The organism is Microbacterium sp. WCS2018Hpa-23 (genome assembly GCF_031843845.1).
In the GTDB taxonomy this organism is placed as follows: Bacteria; Actinomycetota; Actinomycetes; order Actinomycetales; family Microbacteriaceae; genus Microbacterium.
In genome coordinates, this window is sequence record NZ_JAVTIZ010000003.1 from 147,580 (window position 1) to 165,212 (window position 17,633).

Genomic DNA, 17,633 nt, shown 5'->3' on the forward strand with positions numbered 1-17,633 from the left:
GAGAGAAAGGATCCCCCATGGGACTCGATGACAAGATCAAGAACGCCGCTCAGGACCTCGCCGGCAAGGCGAAGGAGGCCGCCGGCAAGGTGACCGACAACGAGAAGCTCGAGGCAGAGGGCCGCGCCGACCAGGCGAAGGCCAACGTCAAGAAGGCCGGCGAGAACGTCAAGGACGCGTTCAACAGCTGACACCATCGACACAGTGCGGGGAGGTGGCGAAAGCCACCTCCCCGCCGTTTGTGCGGCCCGTCATACGAAGCGGATGCTGCAAGAGAAGGAAGATGGCACGATGTCCGATCCAGTGAAGACCGAGAATCCGACCCTGTGGCAGCGACTGATCCGTCGCCTGCGACCCGCCAAGGCAGACGAACTGCGGCGCCTCACCGTCGAGGACGTCACGGTGGTCGACCGTCCGATGCTCCGTCGCGCCGTCGCGGGCACCGTGGTCGGCAACCTCATGGAGTGGTACGACATCGGCGTCTACGGCTACCTCGCCGTGATCATCGGGCGCGCATTCCTGCCCGACGCGTCGGCCGGCGCGCAGTCGCTCTTCTCGCTCGGCGTCTTCGCCGTGACTTTCGTCGCGCGTCCGCTCGGCGGCATCGTGCTCGGCCAGCTCGGCGACCGCATGGGTCGCCAGCGCGTGCTCGCGTTCACGCTCATCATGATGGCTGCGGCGACCTTCCTCATCGGCGTGCTGCCCGACTTCTCGGTGATCGGCGTCTGGGCGCCCATCCTGCTGATCGTCCTCAAGCTCGCACAGGGTTTCTCGACCGGTGGCGAGTATGCCGGTGCCACGACGTTCATCACCGAGTACGCACCTGACAAGCGCCGTGGCTTCTACGCCTCGCTGCTCGACCTCGGCTCGTACATGGGCTTCGCGATCGGCGCCGCCTTCGTGTCGATCCTGCAGCTCACGCTCTCGGCAGACGTCATGCAGGGCTTCGCGTGGCGCATCCCGTTCCTCGTCGCCCTGCCGCTCGGACTGATCGCGATCTACTTCCGACTCAAGATCGAAGACACCCCCGCCTTCCAGGAGGCTCAGGATGCCGCCCAGCGCGCGGCCGACGACGCGAAGGAAGCCGTCGATGCCCCGAAGGGCGTCATCGCGCTGATCCGCGCGTACTGGCGCGAGCTGCTCACAGCCTTCGTTCTCGTGGCCGCCGCGAACACGGTCGGCTACGCCCTCACCTCCTACATGCCGACGTACCTGACCGGAACCCTCGGCTACGACGAGGTGCACGGCACGCTGCTCACGCTCCCGGTGCTCGTGGCGATGGCGCTCAGCATCCCGCTCACCGGCAAGCTCTCCGACCGCATCGGTCGCAAGAGGGTGCTGTTCATCGGCTCGATCTCGGCGATCGTGCTGGCCGTGCCGTCGTTCCTGTTCATGATGCACGGCGAGATCTGGTCGACCCTGCTCGGCCTCGTGCTGCTCGCGTTCCCGGTGACGTTCTACGTCGCGAACCTCGCGTCGTCGCTGCCGGCGCTCTTCCCGACCTCGTCGCGCTACGGCGGCATGGGCATCTCGTACAACCTCGCGGTCGCGCTGTTCGCGGGTACGGCTCCGGTGGTGATGGAGGCGCTCGTGCAGATGACCGGGTCGTCGCTCGCGCCGGCGTTCTATGTGATCGGCACCTCGATCGCCGGCTTCATCGCCGTGGTCGTGCTCAAGGAGTCGGCGCGCAGGCCGCTGCCCGGTGCGATGCCGAGCGTGCAGACCCACGAAGAGGCCGTCGAGCTCGTCGAGACGCAGGAGGAGAACCCCGACCTCGATCTCGACGAGCTCTTCCCCGAGCGCCTCGAGAATGCGGAGTACGTGGCCGAGCTGGCCGCGCAGGCCGAGCAGGAGGCTGTGGCCGCGCAGGACGCGCAACACGCGCAGGCGGATGAGCAGACCGAGAGTCAGGTCTAGAAGGCCTGATCGACCCGTCGGGTGGCCGGCCGATTCGCGGCCGGCCCTCGGCGGTCACTCGCCGGTCACTCCCCGGGGGACTCCGACTCTTCGTGCGAGCGGATGACGTCGCGCAGCTCCTGATCGAGATCGGATGCCTCTTCGATCGCCGAGGTCATTCCCGCGAGGAAGTGCGTGACGATCCCGCGCTCCTTGTCGCTCATCTCGTCGACGAGCGACAGCATCCGTCGGTGCATCGCCCCGAGGGTCTCGCGTACCTCGTCGTCGCTGCTGACGGTCGGCACGACGACGCCCGCACGGCGGTCGGTCGGGTGCGGCTCGCGCTTCGCGTGGCCGCCTTTCTCGAGCCGGTCGATCAGAGTGGTCGTCGAGGCGGTCGAGATGTCGAGCATGCGGGCGATGTCGATCGGGCGCACGATGCGTCCGGCCCGCTGCTCACGCAGCAGGAAGCGCAGGGCCACCAGATCTGTCTCGTTCATGCCCATCGATGCGCGGGTGCGTGCGCGCATCGCGGTCTCGGCCGCGCGGTAGCGGCGCAGCATGTTCAGCACGTCGACCGTGCTGGCGGTGCTCGATTCGGGGTACCAGTAGCCGGATCGGCCGAAGTCCTCAGAGCGCTCCATCACGCCACCTCGCCGTCGTCGCTCAGAGCGTCTTGCCGCTCGCGCTCATCGGCCTCGCGCGAGAGCATCTCGATCGCGCCGGATTCGACCTCGGCGGGAACGATCTGCAGGATGCCGCCGGTGATGGCGTCGTGCTCGGCGGTGACGATCTGGTCGAGTCGCCAGTCGGGAACGGACGGGAAGCGTTCCCGCAGGCGATCGAGCATGTCGGAGTACATGATGTACCCCGCATCCCCGAGGGTGAATCGCTCGACCATGACTGTCCTTCCCACAGACATCCATCTTCGCATCCGAAGAGAGTCCCAGGTCGCATTGGATTTCACTAGCCAACCTGGTTACCTTTCCATCGAGTATCATGGGAGCGTCAGGGGGTGACACATGGCAACCGGAACCGAGCTGCAGACGACTGCGACCGAACTCGTCGCGCGGGTCGATGAGCTTCGTCGCGCCGAGGCGCAGCTGGGGCGTCGATTGGCCGCCATGCGTGCTCCGAACGACACCGATCGTGAAGCCATGCGGTTCATCACCGATGCTCCCTCAGACGCACCGGCCACGCCGGGCAGCCTCGCCGCCCACCTGAACGTGAGCACGGCAGCGATCACGAGCCTCTTGCGCCGACTGCAGGAGCGTGGGCAGATCGTCATCGCCCCGCATCCGGCCGATGCCCGCTCGAAGGTTCTACGCCCGTCGCTGCGGGATCTCCACTCTCCCGCCGATGAACTCACGCAGCGCATCGAGTCACTCGCGAGCGAATTCACGCCGGACCAGACCGAGGCCGTGACGCGCTTCCTGCGCCGGCTCGCCGAAGAGATCAGCGACCTGCCCTGAGTTCCGACTGGGATTTAGCTAGGTAACCTAGTAATCTATCTATCAAGCGAAGTCTGGCTTGAGGAGAGACCATGGGTTATCTGACGTACGGCAACACCGCGGCACCGATCGAGGTCGACGATGAACTGCTCACGCACCTGCGCCTCGTGATCGTCACGAAGCTCCGGCGGAACGAGGCGTTCCCGCTCACGCTCCCCCTGGGCGACGGCGTGGCCGAGACTCTCTGGCTGCACGCCTCGATCCCGCTGCGATTCGCGATCGAGGACGAGGCGCCGATCGATCGGCCGCTCGTGGTCGCGATGATGAACGCCGCGAGCTCGTCCGGTGGACTCGACGTCACGCGCGAGGAGTTCGCCCGATCTGCCGGCGGTTCTCGCAGGCTGCACGCGATGAGTGCGTGACCCATGTCCACTCGGATAAGGAAAGCGGCGAAGGCCGCCACCAGCATGCGGGCGCGCTCGGCATCCCGACCCCGGGGCCTCTGGGTCGAGGTCGATCCCGGCTTCCACGTCGGCAATGATCGACGCCAGTTCCTCGGCTCGATCGCCGGAACGCCTCTCGAGGGCTTCCGCGCCTTCGGACCGCAGTCGGACTTCCTCGGACTGTTCGACGACCTCGACGTGGCGAAGGCGGCCGTGGTCGCGGCCGCGTCGAGCGCGGTGGCCGCTCCGGAGGCGGAGCGCCAGTTGAGCTGAGCCCCATCGGCTGAGGCTCGGCGGCTGAGTCGCATCAGCTCAGGCTCGGCGGCTGAGTCCCTTCGGCTCAGGCTCGTCGCGATTGTCCGAAGCCCCCGATCGGCGTGTACGGTCGTTGCTATGACTTCGATCGAATCGATTCGACGGCCGGTGCCGGATCGGGCCTCCCGACGTGCGCGCATCGCCGTCTCGGCGCTGTTCCTGACGAACGGCGCGCTGTTCGCCAACATCCTTCCGCGCTACCCCGAGATCAAAGCTGCCCTCGGTCTCGACAACGTCGGATACGGCCTCGCGATCGCCGCCTTCCCTGCCGGAGCGATCGCCGCCGGACTTCTCGCCGCGGTGCTGATCCGTCGGTTCGGCTCCGCGCGCATCGCCGTGTTCGGCACGATCGCCACCGGGCTCGGTCTGCTCGCCGCCGCGGTCGCGCCCTCCGGCATCCTCTTCGCCGTCGCCCTGCTGCTCGGCGGTGCCTCCGATGCCATCACCGACGTCGCGCAGAACGCGCACGGTCTTCGCGTGCAGCGACGCTATGGGCGCTCGATCATCAACTCGTTCCACGCCATCTGGTCGATCGGCGCGGTGCTCGGCGGTGGGATGGCGGCGGCTGCGATCGCGCTGCAGCTGCCGCTCGGCGTGCACCTCGGCATCTCGACCGCGGTGTTCGCGGCTGTGGCGTTCACGGCACTCTGGTTCTGCCTGCCCGGACGTGACGAAGAGGCGGATGCCGAGGCCACGGCCGAACCCGTCGAGCTGCAGACCGCGGTGCGCCGGGGTGTGAGCCCGCGCACCGTGATGGTGGTCATCGCCCTCACTCTCATCGCTATGGCGGGCGCGATCGCCGAGGATGCCGGCAACTCGTGGGCCACGCTGTACCTCAGCGAGTCGCTCGGCGCCGCGGCCGCGATCGCCCCTCTCGGATTCATCGCCCTGGTCGGCGCGCAGTTCATCGGACGGATGCTCGGCGACGGCATGACCGACCGGTTCGGCCAGCGTGCGGTCGCGAGGGTCGGCGGTCTGATCGCCGCGGGTGGCATGACCCTCGCGCTGATCTTCCCGAGCGTCCCCGGAACGATCGCGGGCTTCGCGGCCGTCGGCTTCGGCATCGCGACGCTCATCCCCGCCGCGATGCACGCCGCCGACGAGCTGCCGGGGCTGAAGCCGGGCGTGGGTCTCACGGTCGTGTCGTGGCTGCTGCGGCTCGGCTTCCTGCTCTCGCCGCCCTTCGTCGGATTCATCGCCGACAACGAGAGCCTGCGAGCGGGGCTGATCGTGGCGCCGGCCGCGGCGCTCGTCGCAGTGCTGCTCGCCGGGGTGCTCGAGAAGCGCAAGGTTCGGGAGTAAGGGGTTCGGGGGGCCGGGGCGCGGACGCAAGTGCAACTCGGGGATTGCGCCACGCTCGAACAAGTGCAATGCTGTAGTTGCACTAATCCACGCCACGCAACCGAGACGAAGGAGTCATCATGGCCAGCAGGACAGAAGGAGCATCCGTCATCGACGCGGCCGGCTTCACCGTCCGACGCTCGATCCGCATCGCCGCACCGGCCGAGAAGGTCTGGCGGGCCGTCGCGGAGCCTGCGCACGTGTCTCGGTGGTTCGGCCGTACCGAGCTCGAGGGCAGAGGTGTGGGCGCGACCGGCACGATGACCTTCGGGCCGGACGACGTCATCCCCCTGCGTGTCGAGCAGATCGACGAGCCGCGGCTGATCTCGTATCGCTGGAGCAACGACGATGCCCTGGGTCATCGCCCGGCGGAGCTCGACGAAGACACCTCGACCGTGTTCACCTTCACGCTCGAGCCTGTCGACGGCGGCACGCTGCTGACTGTCATCGAGACCGGGTTCGACCGCACGTCGGATGCCGCCGTGAACATGGAGGAGCACCGCACCGGCTGGGATCTCGAGCTCGACAAGCTCGTGGCGCTGGTCGAGGCGGAGGCGTGACCGCCGCGACGCTGCTGCCGATGTTCGCAGCGCTCGCCGACGAGACGCGCTGGAGCATCCTGACCGCGCTCGGTGAGGAGGATGCTTCAGCATCCGCTCTCGCCGGGCGCCTGCCGGTCTCGCGTCAGGCGATCGCCAAGCATCTCGCCGTGCTGCAGGAGGTCGGACTCGTCGAATCCGTGCGGGTCGGTCGCGAAGTGCGCTTCCGCGCGATCGGCGCCGAGCTCGAGGCGACGGCGAGGAAGCTCGATGCGATCTGCCGCAGATGGGACCGTCGTCTGGCGGCGATCAAGGAGATCGCGGAAGGCCTCTAGAGTGGTGCGGAGGGGCGCCTGCGCGCCCGTTCCGCGGGTTTTCGCAGTATACGTATTCAATACTGAAACTTTCCGGGAATATAGGCTTCCCTTAGTCCGCTGCATACGTATACCATCAGCGTCATGGGACACATCAAGCATCGAGCACTGCCGGTACTCGCCCTCGCAGCCGTGGGCATGATCGCTCTCTCCAGCTGCGGCGCGGGGAGCCGTACAGACAATGAGAACGCGACAACGGTGTCGTGCGACTACACCGCTCCCGAGGGCAAGACCACGGTCAACGTCCTCGCGTACAACTCCTCCGCCATCGACCCCTTCACCGACACCATGGTCAAGAGCTGTTCGACCGATGATGTGACGCTGAAGCACGACCCGATCGACTTCGGTGGGCAGGTGACCAAGACCACGGCGACTCTCGCCGGCGACACAGGCACCTACGACATCATCGAGACCTATGGATTCGTCATCCCCGGCTTCGGCGAAGAAGAGAAGCTCGTCCCGCTGAACGACCTGTGGGACAAGTACGGCGACGACTACGGTCTCGGCGAGATCAGCGAGTCGATGGTCGAGGGCATGTCCTACGACGGCGACATCTACGCGATCCCGATGCAGGCGCAGATGTTCGTGATGGCCTACCGCACCGACATCTTCGAAGATCTCGGCCTCGAGGTCCCGACCACCTTCGACGAGATGATCGCCGCGGCTGAGGCGATCAAGGCCGAGGGCCTCATGGACTACCCGATCGCGCTGCCCTGGCTCGCCACGGCCGACGTGACCACGGGCTTCGAAGGTGCGATGAACTCCCTCGGTGCCGACTTCGTCACCGCAGACGGAGAGGTCACGCTCGACGGGCCTGAGGCCAAGCAGGCCATCGAGGCGATGCTCGCACTCAAGCCCTACATGGACCCGCAGGTCACGACCTTCGACCAGCCCAAGGTGCAGCAGCAGATGTTCAACGGCACGGCCGCCATGTCGATCATGTTCTCCGGTCGCATGTTCGACCTGACCCTGCCCGCGAACTCCAAGCTGTCCGACTCGTTCGGCTTCGCCGGCGCGCCGAAGGTCTCGGACGACGCCCAGTACTCGTACAACCGGCTGTCGATCGACGGCTGGTCGATCCCCTTCAACACCAAGCTCGACCACGACATGCTCTTCCAGATGATGGCCTCCGCCGTCAGCGAAGACGCATCGACGGCATCCGTCCCGGCCGCGTACCCGGCCCGTGAGGGCATGGTGACTGACGAGAACTCCCCGTACGGCGCCGCTGCCAACGATTCGATCGCGAGCGCCATGCCTCCGATCGTGTCGCCGGTCATCGCCGACATCACGAACGAGATCAGGCCGATCCTGGTCTCGATCCTGAACGGCCAGGTCTCGGTCGACGAGGGGCTCGCGCAGATGCAGGCCGCCGGCGAGAAGATCGCCGGCTGATCACGGACCGACCGTCCATGACTGTGGCCTGAGCGCGAGTTCAGGCCACAGTCCGTCCAAGGGAGGACGCATATGAAGGCACGCGAATTCTGGTTGCTCTTCGCTCCGAGCCTGCTGGTGATGGGTGCACTCCTCGTGCTCCCGCTGGTGCGTACGGTGCAGTGGAGCTTCGAGCAGGTCCGATACGGCACACCGGGCACCTTCATCGGGTTGGAGAACTTCACCGACGCGCTGACGGACCCTCGCTTCCACAAGGCGGTGATGTTCACCGTCGCGGTCACGGTCGTCACCACGGCGATCCTGCTCGTGTTCGGCTACATCATCGCCACCGGCATCAACCGAATCACGACGTCACGTCCGCTCGTGCTCGGCATCATGCTCGTCTCGTACGTGCTGCCGAACCTCGTCGGGGCCGTCGCCTTCTCGTGGCTCTTCGACGACAACTTCGGTGGGGTCGTGAACCGCCTGATCGGCTTCTTCGGCGGATCGCAGGTGCTCTGGTTCACCGACCAGGTGCCGAACGCGATCCTCGTGATCGCCAACACCGTCTGGCACATGCTGCCGTTCGCGATGCTGATCATCCTCGCCGGGCTCCAGGGCGTGCCGAACGAGCTGAAGGAAGCCGCGAAGATCGACGGCGCCAACGGCTTCCAGACGCACCTGAACGTGATCATCCCGACCATCCGCGGGGTGCTCGGCTTCGTCACTCTGATCACGATCATGGACGTGCTGCGCATGTTCGACAACCTGATCCCGCTGTCGCCGCAGGCGCAGAACATCGGGAACGAGTCGATCATGCTCTACGTCTACTCGGTCGCATTCGCCGACGGCGCCGAGAACCTCGGGCTCGGCAGCGCGATCAACGTGCTCACCATCCTCCTGATCCTCATCATGCTGATCCCGTTCATCCGGGGCATCTTCAAGGAAGCGAAGGCCGAACGATGAGTCTCACCTCCGCAGAACTCTCGACGAGGGCCATCGTCACCACGGGCGTGCCGAAGCGTCGTCGCCGCGGACCCCACCGTCCGCCGGTGATCACGGGGCTCCTGCTCGCCATCTTGTGCATCGTGATGCTGAGCCCGTTCATCTGGATGACGCTCTCGGTTACCAAGCCCACCGACGTCGCGTTCTCCAACCCGCCGGTGCTGTGGGACTACCAGCCGACTCTGCAGGCGTTCGTCGATCTCTGGCAGACCACCTACTTCGCCGACTACCTCGTGAACACGGTGGTCGTGGCCGTCGTCTCGACGGTGATCGCGCTGGCGATCGGCATCCCGGCGGCATACGCACTGTCGCGGTTCCCGAGCTACGTCTCGGCGCTGCTGCTCGTGCTCGCGCTGATCTTCCGTGCGCTGCCCCGATTCGCGGTCGTGCTGCCGATGTACGACATCAGCCGGGCGCTCGGCATCTACGACACCACGTTCGCACTCGCGATCGCCCTCGTCGCGATCAATCAGCCGTTCACGATCTGGCTGCTGCGCAACTTCTTCGCCGAGATCCCCAAAGAGCTCGACGAGGCGGCGATGATCGACGGCTGCACCAGGATCGGGATGCTGCGCAGGGTCATGATCCCGCTGATGGGGCCTGGCATCCTCACCGCCGGCATCTTCGTCTTCCTGTTCGCGTTCCAGGAGTACCTCACGGCGCTCGTGCTCACCGACACCTCGTCGAAGACCGTGCCCGTGTTCATCGCCACCCAGCTCGGGCAGACCCTGCCGATGCTGCAACAGGCGGGAGCCGCATCGATGCTGCTCACGATCCCGGTGTTCGTGATCGCGTTCATAGCGCAGAAGTATCTCGTCGCGGGGCTCAGCGACGGCGCCGTGAAGGGCTGACATGTCTGTCGCGGTGCCGCCGCTCGTGCTGCTCGCAGGAATGAACTGCACGGCCGACCTGTGGGCGGATGCGGGGCTCGGCGCAGATGCGGGGCTCGGCGCGGATGGGGCGAGAGGGGCGATTCAGCCGGTGCTGGATCGCCCCTCGATCGCAGAGCAGGTCGAGGTGCTGCTCGACGGGTTGCCCGACACATTCGTGCTCGTCGGTCACTCGCTGGGCGGCATCGTCGGCATGGCGCTCGCGCTCGCGGCGCCGCAGCGCGTCGCGGGCCTCTGCCTGGTCTCGACCAACGCCAAAGCGCCCATCGATGCGCAGCGCTCCGGATGGGGCGACTGGCTGTCGCAGCTCGACGAGGGGGCGGAGCCGCGAGCGCTGCAGCAGAGCATCCTCTGTCCTCTTCTCGGGGAGGCCCTCGTGCGCGACCGGCCCGATCTGGTGCAGCGGACGCTGCGCATGGGGGAGGACACCGGCGTGGAGCGGCTGAGGGCGCAGTTGCGGATGCAGCTCACACGCACGGACCTGCTCGCCCGCCTGGCCGAGCTGCCGATGCCGACGCTCGTGGTGTCGGGGCTGGATGACGTCATCTGTCCGCCGCACTTCCACACCGAGATCGTGTCGGCGATGCCCGACGCACGGCTCGTCACTCTGGATGCCGGGCACCTGCTGCCCCTCGAGCGGCCCCGGGAGTTCGGGCGTCTCGTGCGGTCGTGGATGTCGCAGCAGCGACTGGCCGGCGCCGTCGCCTGATCGGGGCTGTTGACGGGGCCGCGACTCTTAGGCTCGGGGCTACCCGGGCGCACGTCCGGGAGGAGAACTGTCTCTGGGGAGGAGAGAATCCGTAGATCTCTCCTCCCCGGGCGCAGTTCTCCTCCCGACGGGATGTGAGGGATGCAGCGGGAGGGCCTCCGCGGGTCAGCGCTCGGGTGTCGCCAGGCCGCGCAGATGCGCCATGAGCGACGACGCGAGGTTGTAGACGACGAGGTCGGCTCCGTCTGTGAAGGCCGCGCTCGCTGCATCGCGCGTGCCGACGATGTCCATCCGCAGCGAACCGGCCCGCGCCAGAGCGGAATGCACCGCGGCGATCGCCTCCGGCACCGGCTGGTCGTCGGGGCCGGAACTGGCGGCGAGGTCGGCCGGGCCGACCATGATGCCGTCGAGCCGCGGGGTCGCGACGATCTCGTCGACGTTCGCGACTCCGCCCGGAGACTCGATCATGCCGAGCACAAGCGTGTTCTCGAGCCACCAGTCACGGTGCTCTGCGGGGTCGACGAGCCCGAATCGCCCCGCCCGGCTGTATGTCGCGAAACCGCGCGACCCGACGGGCGGGTACATCGCCGCCTCGACCAGTGCCGCAGCATCCGCCGCGGTGTCGAGGTGAGGGGCGAGGATGCCCTCCGCGCCCTGGTCGAGCACACGAAGGATCTGACCGCGATCGCCCTCACCCACCCGGACGATCACGGGCACGCCGTGCGCCTGGGCGAGCGCGATGTGCTGGCGCAGGGCGACGACGTCGGCGGGCCCGTGCTCGCAGTCGATCAGGATGAAGTCGAACTCAGCGACCGCGAGCATCTCGACGAGCTCTTCCGAAGGCATCCGGAGGAGAGCGCCGATCAGCTTCTCGCCCGCGAGCGCGCGGGCACGCAAGGAGGACATCACGCCACCATCCCCGCCGAGAGGTCGACGTCGGCTCCGCACATGCCGGGCATCGCCAGCATCGCGATCACCGCGGCACCGACCTCCTGCTCCGTCACCATGCGACCGAGCGCCGCGCGAGAGACGAACGCCTGCTCGGCGTCGTCGATGCTGGTGCCCGATCTCTCGGCCTCGAGCCGGAAGTTGCGCTCCATCCGTGGGCCCTGCACCGGCCCCGGTGACAGGGAGTTCACCCGCACTCCGGCCGGCCCGACCTCGAACGCGAGCGTCGAGGTGAGCCCGATCACGGCCATCTTCGACGCGCAGTAGGGGGTGCGATGCGCGAGCGGACGCTTGCCCGAAACGGATGCGACGTTGATCACGTCGCCGTCGCCGCGTTCGACCATGCCGGGCAGCAGCGCCTTGCACAGCAGGAACGTGCCCCGCACGTTCACGGCGAACACTTCGTCCCAGTCGGCGACGTCGATGTCGGTGAGAGCCGCGACAGGGCCGGGGATGCCGGCGTTGTTCACCAGGATCGACACCTCGGTGCCGACGAGCTGCTCGCGCAGCGCATCGACGGATGCCGGGTCGGCCACGTCGCACGTGAGAGCGCGAGCACGCGAGCCGAGGTCGGCGACGGCGCGGTCGAGCTTCTCGGCATCCCTCCCGACGACGACCACCTGCGCGCCGGCGGCGTGCAGCGCCCGGGCGATGGCCGCCCCGAGTCCGCTGCCGCCGCCGGTGACCACCGCAGTGCGACCGGTGAGGTCGGTCATCGTGCCTCCGCGCCGACCGCCGCGTGACTCTCGTCGATCCAGGCGAACTCGGTGCCGGCGTGCCGCCAGGCGCGAGCGTCTCCCGAGCGGGCGTGCCCCTCGAACAGCTCGACCCGCGCCGCGCGACCACAGACGGCGCCGAGCTCGGCCGACGACTCGGTGTTCTGGATCTCCTGGTACGTCACGGTGCGCAGGTACTTGCCCACCCAGAGTCCGCCCGTGTACCGCGCTGCACCCAGCGTCGGCAGCACGTGGTTGGTGCCGATCACCTTGTCGCCGTAGGAGACGCAGGTGTTCTCGCCGAGGAAGAGCGCACCGTAGTCGTGCATGCGCGTCAGAGCCTCGCGCGGGTTCTGCGTGAAGATCTGCACGTGCTCGAAGGCGAAGTCGTCGGCGATCCGGTAGGCCTCGTCGAGGTCGTCGGCGACGATCACCTGACCCCAGTCGCGCCAGGCCGGCCCTGCGTAGTCGCGCGTGGGCATGCCGGGCAAGATCTTCTCGATCCAGTCCATGACCTCCTCGGCCAGCGCCTGCGACGTGGTCACGAGCACCGCGGGGGAGTCAGGGCCGTGCTCGGCCTGCGACAGCAGGTCGACGGCGGTGAAGAACGGATCGGCGTGCTCGTCGGCGACGATGAGGATCTCGGTGGGGCCGGCGAACAGGTCGATGCCGACCTCTCCGAACAGCTGGCGCTTGGCCTCGGCGACGTAGGCGTTTCCGGGGCCGGCGATCATGTTGACGGGCTCGATCGAGTCGGTGCCCACAGCCATCGCGGCCACGGCCTGCACTCCGCCGAGGATGTAGATCTCGTCGGCGCCGGCCATCTTCATCGCGGCCACGGTCGCGGCGGGGATCTCGCCGCGGATGGGCGGGGTGCACGCGACGACGCGAGGTACGCCCGCGACCTTGGCGGTGATGATCGTCATGTGGGCCGACGCCGTGAGCGGGTACTTGCCACCGGGGATGTAGGCGCCGGCGGCCTGCACAGGCACGTGCTTCTGGCCGAGGAAGACGCCTGGCAGCGTCTCGACCTCGATGTCGACGAGCGAATCCCGCTGTGCCTGGGCGAAGCGGCGCACCTGGTTCTGCACGAACTCGATGTCGGTGATCACCTGCGGGTCGAGAGTGGCGATGATCTCCGTGATCTCGTCGTCCGACAGCCGGTACGAGTCCCGGCTCCAGTTGTCGAACTGCTCGGCGTATCGGCGAACGGCGGCGTCGCCGTTCGCCCTGATGTCGCCGATGATCCCCCTCACGCGCTCGGCGACGTCCTGCTGAGCGGTGTCCGCGAACGTCTTCGTCGGCGCGGTCTTCAGATGCAGGGGCATGGCCCTTCCTTTCATTGCATACGTATGTGCTGATTATGACCGCGTATGCATTCCGGCGTCAAGGGCGGTAGAATCCATCGAGTCGAGGGGGAGGCGTCACATGGTCGTCACGAGTCGTGATGTGGCCCGGCTTGCGGGGGTGTCGCAGCCGACGGTGTCTCGCGCACTGCGCGACGATGCGCGAGTGTCGGAGGCGACGAAGCTCCGGGTGCGCGAGGCCGCCCAGCTGCTGGGCTATGTGCCGAGTGAAGCGGGTCGAGCACTGTCGTCCGGCCGCACCAGGCGCATCGGGCTGCTGCTCACCGACCTCGACAACCAGTTCTATTCGCACATCATCGCCCCGGTGCACCGCGAGCTCGAGGCGCTCGGGTATCAGCTGATGCTGCACACCGAATCGGCCGACAACGACACGATCGTCGAGCGTCTGCTCGCGAACGGCCTCGACGGCGTCATCCTCGCGACGACCACGGTCGAATCCGTCGCGCCCCTGCGCCTCAAGGACCGCGGGCTGCCGTTCGTCTACTTCAACCGCACCGGCTCGTTCGTCGAGGCGGATGCCACGGTGGTCGATCCGGCTCCCGGCTATCGCGAGGCCGTGCGGAGAGCGGTCGATCTGGGCCACACCAGGGTCGGCGCCGTGCTCGGGCCGAGCAACACCAGCACGGCGCAGAGCCGTGAGACCGCCCTGCGCGAGGCGCTCGCGGCCGCGGGTGTGGCGCTCGACGAGGGTGATGTCCGCCGCGTCCCCTACGGTGCCGCCGAGGGAGAGGCCGCCGCGGCCGAGATCCTCGCGGCGACCGACCGCCCGACGCTGCTCTTCTGCGGCAACGACGTGGTGGCCTACGGAGCCCTGAACGCCGCGCATCGTGCCGGCCTCCGAGTGCCCGACGACCTCTCGATCGTGGGCTTCGACGACCTTCCCGAGGCCGCCTGGCCGATCATCGATCTCGCCACGATCGGCTATGACATCGCCGGCATGGCGCGCACCGCCGCGGATCTGATCGTGCGCCGTATCGAGGATCCTGCAGCGGACCTCGAGAACGCACGGTTCGAATCGGCCTTCGTGCCTCGGCGCACTCTCGCGGCCGCGCACGCCTCCTGACTCGCTACGACGAGGAATGATCACCGTGTGCGCTGGATCGTCTCTTGCGTCGATTTGTGCATACGCATACACTGACGAAGACGGAGCCAGCGATCACCGATGAACCGCAGCTTCGCATCCTGAAGGAGTGAAAAGCGTGTCTCTCGACCCGGTTGCCTATCTGCCGTACCAAGACCCCGACGACTTCATCCGTGAGGTCACTGATCTGATCTGGGTCGATCGGTCGATCAGCTTCATCCGCGAAAACTACGAACCAGACTCGATCGTGCACGGCGCCTACGGCACCTCGACCACGCGACAGGAGGTCATCGAGGGAACGCTCATGCGCATCTCGGCGACGCCCGATCGCACCGGTCAGGCCGAAGACGTGATCTGGGAGGCGCGCGGAGACGATGCGTTTCTCAGCTCGCACCTGGTGCTGTCGGGGCACCTGCAGACCTCGTCTCACAGCCGCACCATCGCGAACTGCCTGTATCGCAAGGGCCGCATGGTCGAGGAGTGGGTCGTGCGCGACTCGCTCGCCGGCGCGCTCGAGCGGGGTGACGACCTCGACGAACTGGCCCGTGCCCAGGCGTTCCGTGGCTACTCGGGGTCGTGGCTCGAGGCGGCACCCGCCGACCCGATCGCGAAGGGCGACTCGGGCGTGCGGCCCGACGACTACCGCTCCGAGGTCGAGACCGTGATCGACATGATCCAGACGGTGTGGAACGAGCGCGACCTGCAGAAGGTCGAGAAGTTCTTCCACCGCGACCTCGTGCTGCTCACGGTCGGCAACCGCGTCGTCATCCGCCCCGAGGGATACCGCCGCGCGCTGCTGCGGTTCCTCGAGTCGTTCCCTGCGGGGCAGTTCGAGATCCGCGACATCCAGACCAACTACGACGTGCGCTATGCAGGCCTGCGCGTCGCGGTCACCTGGAAGTTCGTCGGCGACTACAACGGCGTCCCCAACTACGGCAGCCTCACCGGCATGCCGATCGACCTGATCGGCATCTCGCAGTTCACGTTCCACCAGGGAGCCCTCGTCAAGGAGGTGCGCCTGTGGGACGACATCGCCCTGCGCGCTCAGATCGCGGGCGTCCGCGGAGACGAGCCCGCGGCATTCAGCAACATCTACTGATCAGCGACTGATCGACAGGGAGAAGAAGAAATGAGCAACGCCATCGTCGACCAGGTCGACGTCATCGTCCCCGCGGACGAGATCGAACGCCGCACCATCCGTCGCACCGACTGGGTGCCGTGCAACTCGGCATTCATCGATTGCCGTACCCCCGGTTCCGACCGCAAGGAGAACTACTCCTTCATCGGTGCCGGCGTCTCGCAGAACGCGAGCCAGTACGTGAACCTCGAGGTGAACCACGGGTTCAACACCGGTGCAGCCGGAATGCCGAACGGCATCTCGAACAACCTGCACCTGCACTTCACCGCAGAGGTCTTCATCAACCTCGGCGGCGAGTTCCGTCTCCGCTGGGGGGTCGACGGCACGCAGGGCGAGTACATCAGCCACGACGGCGACATCGTCACGATCCCCACCTGGATCTTCCGCGGGTTCACGAACGAAGGGCCGGATGACGGCATCCTCTACACGGTGCTCGGTCGCGACGACAACGGCGGCATCATCTGGGGTCCGTCGGTGCTGCGCGAAGCCGAGTCTTACGGGCTGCACCTCACGGCCGACAACAAGCTCATCGACACGGTCGCGGGCGACGTGCTGCCCGATGACGTGCCGCTGATCACGCCGATGAAGCAGCACTACATCGACGAGCTCACGACCTACACGGTCGAGGACATGCGCTCGCGGGTCATTCAGCCGGGTGACCGCAAGTACTCGTCGGCGGCGCTGCTCTGCGCAGCGGTCGACGGCGGTCGGGTCGAGCTGGCCACCGCCATCGGGTACGGCATGAGCGAGAACCGCCGTCAGGTGCCGAACGTCACCGAACCCCACTCGTTCAACCTCGCGTGGGTGCGTGCCGAGGCGGGGCAGGGCGTGCTCCGCCACCGCCACGACAAGACGCAGGCTCTGTTGTTCAAGACCGGCCGCTGGGAGGTCACGCTCAACGGCGATCCCTCGACCGCGGTCACGCTCGGCGCGGGCGACACCTTCTCGGTTCCCGAGGGCAGCTGGCGCTCGTACGTCTGCGTCGAGGGAGACGAGACCGGAACCGGCACGGTGCTCGTGATCAACGGCGGCGACGACCGCGTCTACCTCGAGTGGGCACCCGAGGTCGTCGAGGCGGCAGCCGCCGCCGACTGGACCATCGACCCCAACGGCTACCTGGCCCCGCTCGGAGTGATGGTCACCGCCACCGAAGATGACTGAGAATGCAGGGGCGCGAGGGGCTTCCGGCTCCTCGCGCCCCGGCGTCTCCGCTTCGGGCGAGGGAGTAGCGGATGCCGGAGCAGTGGATGCCGTGGGGCTGCGAGTCGCGGCGGTGTCGCCCGAGATCGTCATCGGCGATCTGGAGGGCAATCTCGACCGCATCCGCTCGGCGATCTCGGCGGCCGCCCGGCGTGAGGCGCAACTGATCGTGCTGCCGGAGCTCGCCACGAGCGGCTACGTGTTCACCGATCAGGATGAAGCGCGAGGTGCGGCGATGAGCGCCGACGACCCGCGGTGGTCGGTGGTCCAGCAGGTGATCCCCGAGGATGCCGTCGTCGTGGTGGGGTACGCCGAGAGCGACGGCGACCGGCTCTTCAACACCGCCGCGGTGCTCACCCGCAACGGGCGCTTGGCCGACTATCGCAAGTCGCACCTGTGGGGTGCCGAGAAGTCGGTCTTCGAGAGCGGGGCGGAAGCCGGGATGGTGGTCGATGCCCCGTTCGGTCGCCTCGGCGTGGCGCTCTGCTACGACAACGAGTTCCCCGAAGTTCCTCGTCGCCTGGCGCTCGCCGGCGCCGACGTGCTCGCACTGCCCGTCAACTGGCCGCTCGTTCCTCGCCCCGAGGGAGAACACGCTCCCGAACTGATCCAGGCGATGGCATCGGCGCGATCGTCGAGGCTGCCGGTCGTGATCGCCGATCGCTGGGGGTCCGAGCGTGGGGTCGACTGGACCGACGGCACGGCGATCATCGACGAGCAAGGCTGGATCGTCGCCTTCCGAGCTGTGATGGGGGCGACAGCCCTGCTGTCGCTCGACGCCGCGCGCAACAAGTCGCTGCCTCCGCACAACGACCTGTTCGCCGACCGCCGGGCCGACCTGTACTGAGT

General features: G+C 67.4%; 21 protein-coding genes. 16 read left to right on the plus strand and 5 right to left on the minus strand.

The features are described from left to right. The first annotated feature begins 17 nt into the window (after positions 1-17). Together RQG77_RS06185 and RQG77_RS06190 are read left to right on the plus strand one after the other, a co-directional pair. Positions 18-191 carry a CsbD family protein gene (locus tag RQG77_RS06185; protein WP_082477872.1) on the plus strand — a complete coding sequence of 58 codons (174 nt, stop codon included), beginning with the start codon at positions 18-20 and terminating at the stop codon, positions 189-191. A gap of 100 nt (positions 192-291) precedes the next feature. After that, positions 292-1,917, plus strand: coding sequence for an MFS transporter (locus RQG77_RS06190; RefSeq protein ID WP_311243953.1), 1,626 nt, complete (start codon positions 292-294; stop codon positions 1,915-1,917). A 65-nt stretch (positions 1,918-1,982) separates the two neighbouring features. Here RQG77_RS06190 and RQG77_RS06195 read toward each other — a convergent pair whose 3' ends face one another. Together RQG77_RS06195 and RQG77_RS06200 are read right to left on the minus strand one after the other, a co-directional pair. Continuing rightward, positions 1,983-2,540 carry a MarR family transcriptional regulator gene (locus RQG77_RS06195; RefSeq protein ID WP_311243954.1) on the minus strand — a complete coding sequence of 186 codons (558 nt, stop codon included), beginning with the start codon at positions 2,538-2,540 and terminating at the stop codon, positions 1,983-1,985. Next, complete coding sequence (locus RQG77_RS06200; protein WP_311243955.1) at positions 2,540-2,797, minus strand: hypothetical protein; 258 nt, start codon at positions 2,795-2,797, stop codon at positions 2,540-2,542. The genes RQG77_RS06195 and RQG77_RS06200 overlap by 1 nt, the downstream gene beginning before the upstream one ends. 121 nt (positions 2,798-2,918) lie before the next feature. Between RQG77_RS06200 and RQG77_RS06205 the strand changes: the two genes are divergently transcribed. From RQG77_RS06205 to RQG77_RS06250, 10 genes are all read left to right on the plus strand, one after another. Further along, positions 2,919-3,368, plus strand: coding sequence for a MarR family transcriptional regulator (locus RQG77_RS06205; protein ID WP_311243956.1), 450 nt, complete (start codon positions 2,919-2,921; stop codon positions 3,366-3,368). A 71-nt stretch (positions 3,369-3,439) separates the two neighbouring features. Beyond that, the gene (locus RQG77_RS06210) at positions 3,440-3,769 is read left to right on the plus strand and encodes a hypothetical protein (RefSeq protein WP_056310438.1); all 330 of its coding nucleotides are present in this window, start codon (positions 3,440-3,442) and stop codon (positions 3,767-3,769) included. A gap of 3 nt (positions 3,770-3,772) precedes the next feature. Next, complete coding sequence (locus tag RQG77_RS06215; RefSeq protein ID WP_311243957.1) at positions 3,773-4,063, plus strand: hypothetical protein; 291 nt, start codon at positions 3,773-3,775, stop codon at positions 4,061-4,063. A 120-nt stretch (positions 4,064-4,183) separates the two neighbouring features. Continuing rightward, complete coding sequence (locus tag RQG77_RS06220) at positions 4,184-5,407, plus strand: MFS transporter (protein ID WP_311243958.1); 1,224 nt, start codon at positions 4,184-4,186, stop codon at positions 5,405-5,407. Between the two features lie 119 nt (positions 5,408-5,526). Next, complete coding sequence (locus RQG77_RS06225; protein WP_311243959.1) at positions 5,527-6,006, plus strand: SRPBCC domain-containing protein; 480 nt, start codon at positions 5,527-5,529, stop codon at positions 6,004-6,006. Next, complete coding sequence (locus tag RQG77_RS06230) at positions 6,003-6,320, plus strand: metalloregulator ArsR/SmtB family transcription factor (RefSeq protein ID WP_311243960.1); 318 nt, start codon at positions 6,003-6,005, stop codon at positions 6,318-6,320. The genes RQG77_RS06225 and RQG77_RS06230 overlap by 4 nt, the downstream gene beginning before the upstream one ends. Before the next feature lie 123 nt (positions 6,321-6,443). Then, positions 6,444-7,751 carry an extracellular solute-binding protein gene (locus RQG77_RS06235; protein ID WP_311243961.1) on the plus strand — a complete coding sequence of 436 codons (1,308 nt, stop codon included), beginning with the start codon at positions 6,444-6,446 and terminating at the stop codon, positions 7,749-7,751. Positions 7,752-7,823: 72 nt separating this feature from the next. Continuing rightward, complete coding sequence (locus tag RQG77_RS06240) at positions 7,824-8,696, plus strand: sugar ABC transporter permease (RefSeq protein WP_311243962.1); 873 nt, start codon at positions 7,824-7,826, stop codon at positions 8,694-8,696. Continuing rightward, complete coding sequence (locus RQG77_RS06245) at positions 8,693-9,586, plus strand: carbohydrate ABC transporter permease (RefSeq protein ID WP_311243963.1); 894 nt, start codon at positions 8,693-8,695, stop codon at positions 9,584-9,586. Before RQG77_RS06240 ends, RQG77_RS06245 begins: the two co-directional genes overlap by 4 nt. A gap of 1 nt (position 9,587) precedes the next feature. Further along, positions 9,588-10,334, plus strand: coding sequence for an alpha/beta hydrolase (locus RQG77_RS06250; protein ID WP_311243964.1), 747 nt, complete (start codon positions 9,588-9,590; stop codon positions 10,332-10,334). A gap of 165 nt (positions 10,335-10,499) precedes the next feature. On the opposite strand, the gene RQG77_RS06255 is transcribed toward RQG77_RS06250, so the two are convergent. Genes RQG77_RS06255 through hisD form a run of 3 tightly spaced genes read right to left on the minus strand, consistent with a single transcriptional unit; the run spans position 10,500 to position 13,326 of the window. Continuing rightward, positions 10,500-11,240 carry an aldolase/citrate lyase family protein gene (locus RQG77_RS06255; protein ID WP_311243965.1) on the minus strand — a complete coding sequence of 247 codons (741 nt, stop codon included), beginning with the start codon at positions 11,238-11,240 and terminating at the stop codon, positions 10,500-10,502. Beyond that, positions 11,240-11,998, minus strand: coding sequence for an SDR family oxidoreductase (locus tag RQG77_RS06260; protein ID WP_311243966.1), 759 nt, complete (start codon positions 11,996-11,998; stop codon positions 11,240-11,242). Before RQG77_RS06260 ends, RQG77_RS06255 begins: the two co-directional genes overlap by 1 nt. Continuing rightward, positions 11,995-13,326 (minus strand): histidinol dehydrogenase, encoded by a 1,332-nt coding sequence (hisD, locus tag RQG77_RS06265; RefSeq protein ID WP_311243967.1) that lies wholly within the window; start codon positions 13,324-13,326, stop codon positions 11,995-11,997. The genes RQG77_RS06260 and hisD overlap by 4 nt, the downstream gene beginning before the upstream one ends. A 100-nt stretch (positions 13,327-13,426) precedes the next feature. Between hisD and RQG77_RS06270 the strand changes: the two genes are divergently transcribed. From RQG77_RS06270 to RQG77_RS06285, 4 genes are all read left to right on the plus strand, one after another. Next, positions 13,427-14,428 (plus strand): LacI family DNA-binding transcriptional regulator, encoded by a 1,002-nt coding sequence (locus RQG77_RS06270; protein WP_311243968.1) that lies wholly within the window; start codon positions 13,427-13,429, stop codon positions 14,426-14,428. Positions 14,429-14,564: 136 nt separating this feature from the next. Further along, positions 14,565-15,545 (plus strand): ester cyclase, encoded by a 981-nt coding sequence (locus RQG77_RS06275; RefSeq protein ID WP_311243969.1) that lies wholly within the window; start codon positions 14,565-14,567, stop codon positions 15,543-15,545. A gap of 30 nt (positions 15,546-15,575) precedes the next feature. Continuing rightward, positions 15,576-16,745 (plus strand): hypothetical protein, encoded by a 1,170-nt coding sequence (locus RQG77_RS06280; RefSeq protein ID WP_311243970.1) that lies wholly within the window; start codon positions 15,576-15,578, stop codon positions 16,743-16,745. Beyond that, positions 16,738-17,631 carry a nitrilase-related carbon-nitrogen hydrolase gene (locus RQG77_RS06285; protein ID WP_311243971.1) on the plus strand — a complete coding sequence of 298 codons (894 nt, stop codon included), beginning with the start codon at positions 16,738-16,740 and terminating at the stop codon, positions 17,629-17,631. The genes RQG77_RS06280 and RQG77_RS06285 overlap by 8 nt, the downstream gene beginning before the upstream one ends. Positions 17,632-17,633 lie beyond the last annotated feature (2 nt).

Excerpts from the sequence above, each read along its gene's own strand:
- RQG77_RS06250 (WP_311243964.1), top strand. The coding sequence starts at position 9,588 with ATGTCTGTCGCGGTGCCGCCGCTCGTGCTGCTCGCAGGAATGAACTGC.
- RQG77_RS06210 (WP_056310438.1), top strand. The coding sequence starts at position 3,440 with ATGGGTTATCTGACGTACGGCAACACCGCGGCACCGATCGAGGTCGAC.
- RQG77_RS06280 (WP_311243970.1), top strand. The coding sequence starts at position 15,576 with ATGAGCAACGCCATCGTCGACCAGGTCGACGTCATCGTCCCCGCGGAC.
- RQG77_RS06285 (WP_311243971.1), top strand. The coding sequence starts at position 16,738 with ATGACTGAGAATGCAGGGGCGCGAGGGGCTTCCGGCTCCTCGCGCCCC.
- RQG77_RS06190 (WP_311243953.1), top strand. The coding sequence starts at position 292 with ATGTCCGATCCAGTGAAGACCGAGAATCCGACCCTGTGGCAGCGACTG.
- RQG77_RS06245 (WP_311243963.1), top strand. The coding sequence starts at position 8,693 with ATGAGTCTCACCTCCGCAGAACTCTCGACGAGGGCCATCGTCACCACG.
- RQG77_RS06205 (WP_311243956.1), top strand. The coding sequence starts at position 2,919 with ATGGCAACCGGAACCGAGCTGCAGACGACTGCGACCGAACTCGTCGCG.
- RQG77_RS06215 (WP_311243957.1), top strand. The coding sequence starts at position 3,773 with ATGTCCACTCGGATAAGGAAAGCGGCGAAGGCCGCCACCAGCATGCGG.
- RQG77_RS06235 (WP_311243961.1), top strand. The coding sequence starts at position 6,444 with ATGGGACACATCAAGCATCGAGCACTGCCGGTACTCGCCCTCGCAGCC.
- RQG77_RS06225 (WP_311243959.1), top strand. The coding sequence starts at position 5,527 with ATGGCCAGCAGGACAGAAGGAGCATCCGTCATCGACGCGGCCGGCTTC.
- RQG77_RS06195 (WP_311243954.1), bottom strand. The coding sequence starts at position 2,540 with ATGGAGCGCTCTGAGGACTTCGGCCGATCCGGCTACTGGTACCCCGAA.
- RQG77_RS06220 (WP_311243958.1), top strand. The coding sequence starts at position 4,184 with ATGACTTCGATCGAATCGATTCGACGGCCGGTGCCGGATCGGGCCTCC.
- RQG77_RS06185 (WP_082477872.1), top strand. The coding sequence starts at position 18 with ATGGGACTCGATGACAAGATCAAGAACGCCGCTCAGGACCTCGCCGGC.
- RQG77_RS06255 (WP_311243965.1), bottom strand. The coding sequence starts at position 11,240 with ATGTCCTCCTTGCGTGCCCGCGCGCTCGCGGGCGAGAAGCTGATCGGC.
- RQG77_RS06240 (WP_311243962.1), top strand. The coding sequence starts at position 7,824 with ATGAAGGCACGCGAATTCTGGTTGCTCTTCGCTCCGAGCCTGCTGGTG.
- RQG77_RS06260 (WP_311243966.1), bottom strand. The coding sequence starts at position 11,998 with ATGACCGACCTCACCGGTCGCACTGCGGTGGTCACCGGCGGCGGCAGC.
- RQG77_RS06200 (WP_311243955.1), bottom strand. The coding sequence starts at position 2,797 with ATGGTCGAGCGATTCACCCTCGGGGATGCGGGGTACATCATGTACTCC.
- hisD (WP_311243967.1), bottom strand. The coding sequence starts at position 13,326 with ATGCCCCTGCATCTGAAGACCGCGCCGACGAAGACGTTCGCGGACACC.
- RQG77_RS06270 (WP_311243968.1), top strand. The coding sequence starts at position 13,427 with ATGGTCGTCACGAGTCGTGATGTGGCCCGGCTTGCGGGGGTGTCGCAG.